The following is a 3,212-nucleotide window of genomic DNA, read 5'->3' as shown; positions in this document are numbered from 1 at the left end:
ACCCCAAAGGCCGCGACTGGTATGACCTCATCTGGTATCTTTCACGGCGGCCCCAGCTCACACCAAACGTCGAATTCCTTCAGGCCGCTCTCGATCAGACCCAGGGAACCGGCCTCGTCGCTGCCTCCTCCTGGCGCGATCTGGTGCGAGACCGCCTGGATTCGCTGGACGTCAGCAAGCTTGCCCAGGACGTGGCCCCCTTCCTGGAACGCCAGTCCGAGGTTGCTCTCCTGACCCGGGCAAACCTCGAAACATCGCTGTCAAAGTCATCATGAGAGATTCGTCAACCTATGCTAGAATGAAGGTGCCCGAAATACCGAACTGGCCTTGATGACAAGGAGAGCCTTCCATGCCCGAGCCCAAGAAAATGACTGGCATCTCTTACACCTATGGTGATTATTGCACCTGGTCCGACGAGATCCGGTGTGAGCTGATCGACGGCGAGGTTTTCGACATGACGCCGGGGCCCGGACGATTGCACCAGGAGCTTTCCATGGAATTTGCGACTCAGCTCCATTCCTTCTTCAAGGGAAAGCCCTGCCGGGTCTATGCCGCCCCCTTCGACGTGCGTCTGCCCAACCGGAAAGAAGCCGATGAAGAGATCAAAACCGTCGTCCAGCCGGACATCGTCGTCGTTTGCGATGAATCGAAACTCGACGACAAAGGATGCCGCGGAGCCCCTGACCTGATCGTCGAGATCGTTTCCCCTTCGACGTCTTCGAAGGACCATGTCCGCAAGCTGAATCTCTACGAGCATCACGGAGTGCGCGAGTTCTGGATCGTCGATCCCAACGGCGACGTCATGCGCTTCAACCTCGGCCCGGGCGGCCGTTACGGTCGCCCTCTGACCTTCGATCGCACGATGACGCTGACGTCAGAAATCTTTCCCGGGTTGTCGATCATCCTCGACGACGTGTTCCCCAAACCGCCGAAGAGCGTGAGACAACCCCCGCCGACCTTCGGATAAGCAGGAACCGTGGCGGCCCCTGAATGTACATCGTCTCCTTTGAGGACGCGCCAGCGTATTCTCAATGTTCTTGCAATGTTCATGGATCAGCCGAACCCCGGTCGCACGAATGATCGACGGTGAGCATGACCAGGCTTGTTGTGGTATCATACGCTTCGTATGGAAGAACCTCGCCGCCGCTCGATCGTTTCGTGTCGTATCATTCGCCCCGGAGAGCGTGAGACTCCCGATCGCGACTGGCTCACCCTGTCGGTTCCGGAGCGCATCGAGGGGGTCTGGATATTGTCACGCGCCTGCATGGCGTGGAACAGCAGAGATGAACCAAGACTTCAGAGATCTGTTAGCCGCATTCAACGACCATCACGTTGATTTCATCGTCGTGGGCGCTCACGCGCTGGCTGCGCATGGGCACGTTCGGGCAACGAAAGACCTGGATGTATGGATTCGCCCGGCGAAAGACAACGCGCTTCGGGCCATACAGGCGTTGAAGGCGTTTGGCGCACCGCTGCAGGAATTGACGGTCGATGATCTCTCGATACCGGGAATCATCTTCCAAATCGGTGTTCCTCCGCTTCGTATCGATGTGCTGACCGCCGTTGATGGTCTGACATTCGAAGAAGCCTGGGCAAACAGGATGCATACGGTCTTCGCCGATCAACCCGCGGCGGTTCTTTCGCGCTCCGATATCATTCTCAACAAGCGCACATCCGCTCGCAAGCAGGATCTGGCCGACATCGAAGCATTGGAAAAACTCGGGTAACAGCCCGTGAATGGCCGTTTCCAGATCATTGAAGCTATTCTCCAAACCTTACATTCCCGGCAATAAACTGCCGATTTTTGCTGATGTACGGCAACATGTTGCCGAAAATTGAAGATGATGAAGATTCTGCCGCGAAGCCTCTGACCTGATCGTCGAAATCCTTTCCCCTTCGACGTCTTCGAAGGACCGTGTCCGCAAGCTGAATCTCTACGAACATCACGGGATACGCGAATTGGCAGGGGGGATTTGTGTTGATTTCGGCCGGGGTGAATGATATCCTCATCCCACTCCGACGCGGGCCAGAGCGTCATCATTTCGATACCCGAGTCAGAGGATGAAGCCGATGAAAACCCTGTGGAATGATTTGCAGAAGAAGAAAACATCCCTCGCCGTCGTGGGGCTCGGATATGTCGGCCTGCCGCTCGCCCATGCATTCGCGAGGAAGTTCAGGGTCGTCGGATTCGATTGCAATGCGGAGAAAGTCGCCCTGCTGAAAAAGGGCATCGACCCGACGGGCGAGGTTCCTGAAGGCGGCCTGAAGCAGGTGAAGATCGATTTCACCACCGATCCGAAGGCGCTCGAAGCCTGCCGGTTCATCGTCGTGGCCGTACCGACCCCCGTCGACAGGAACAACCGGCCCGATCTCACCCCGCTGGTGAAATCCTCGGAATCCGTCGGTCGCCACCTTGGCAGGGGAACCATCGTCGTCTACGAATCGACCGTTTACCCCGGCGTCACCGAGGACGAGTGCCTTCCGATTCTCGAACGGGAATCCGGGTTGAAATTCGGCACGGATTTCAAACTCGGATATAGTCCCGAGCGCATCAACCCCGGCGACAAGGAGCACCGCCTCGAAACGATCACCAAAATCGTCTCCGGCTCGGATGAAAAAGCGCTCGAGATTGTCGCGAACGTCTACGGCAGCATCATCAAGGCCGGCATTCACAAGGCTTCGAGCATCAAGGTCGCCGAAGCCGCGAAGGTCATCGAGAATACGCAGCGTGATCTGAATATCGCCTTGATGAATGAGCTGGCCATCATTTTCCACAAAATGGGAATCGACACGCGCGAGGTTCTCGCCGCTGCCGGCACCAAGTGGAACTTCCTCAAGTTCGTCCCCGGCCTCGTCGGTGGCCACTGCATCGGCGTCGATCCGTATTATCTGACGTTCAAGGCTGAAGAACTAGGCTATCACCCTGAGGTGATCCTCGCCGGCCGCCGAATCAACGACGGCATGGGCAAGTTCATCGCCGAGAGTACCGTAAAAAAGATGATCCGCGCCGGAAAAACCGTGCGAGGGGCCCGGTTGCTCATTCTTGGTTTCACGTTCAAGGAAAACGTCGCGGACCTGCGAAATACAAAAGTTGTCGATATTATACGCGAGCTCGCCGAATATGAAATCCAGACCGTTATTCACGACCCCTTGGCTGATCCGCACGAGGCCCTGGAAGAATACGGCCTCGAGATCACGAACTCCCTCAAACG

Annotated in this window: 4 protein-coding genes and 1 pseudogene; all 5 read left to right on the top strand. The window is 56.8% G+C overall.

Features of this window, described 5'->3' with window-relative positions; genetic code table 11:
- On the top strand, positions 1 to 275 hold a 275-nt coding region (locus PLU72_20260; GenBank protein HOT30518.1), incomplete at its 5' end, for a hypothetical protein.
- Between the two features lie 74 nt (positions 276 to 349).
- Positions 350 to 967, top strand: coding sequence for a Uma2 family endonuclease (locus tag PLU72_20255; protein HOT30517.1), 618 nt, complete (start codon positions 350 to 352; stop codon positions 965 to 967).
- A gap of 316 nt (positions 968 to 1,283) precedes the next feature.
- Complete coding sequence (locus tag PLU72_20250) at positions 1,284 to 1,727, top strand: hypothetical protein (protein ID HOT30516.1); 444 nt, start codon at positions 1,284 to 1,286, stop codon at positions 1,725 to 1,727.
- A gap of 127 nt (positions 1,728 to 1,854) precedes the next feature.
- Positions 1,855 to 1,959: pseudogene (locus PLU72_20245) on the top strand (Uma2 family endonuclease).
- A gap of 111 nt (positions 1,960 to 2,070) precedes the next feature.
- On the top strand, positions 2,071 to 3,212 hold a 1,142-nt coding region (locus tag PLU72_20240; protein HOT30515.1), incomplete at its 3' end, for a nucleotide sugar dehydrogenase.

The organism is Candidatus Ozemobacteraceae bacterium, from assembly GCA_035373905.1.
Taxonomy (GTDB): Bacteria; Muiribacteriota; Ozemobacteria; order Ozemobacterales; family Ozemobacteraceae; genus MWAR01.
This window is presented reverse-complemented; position numbering and strand designations above follow the sequence as displayed.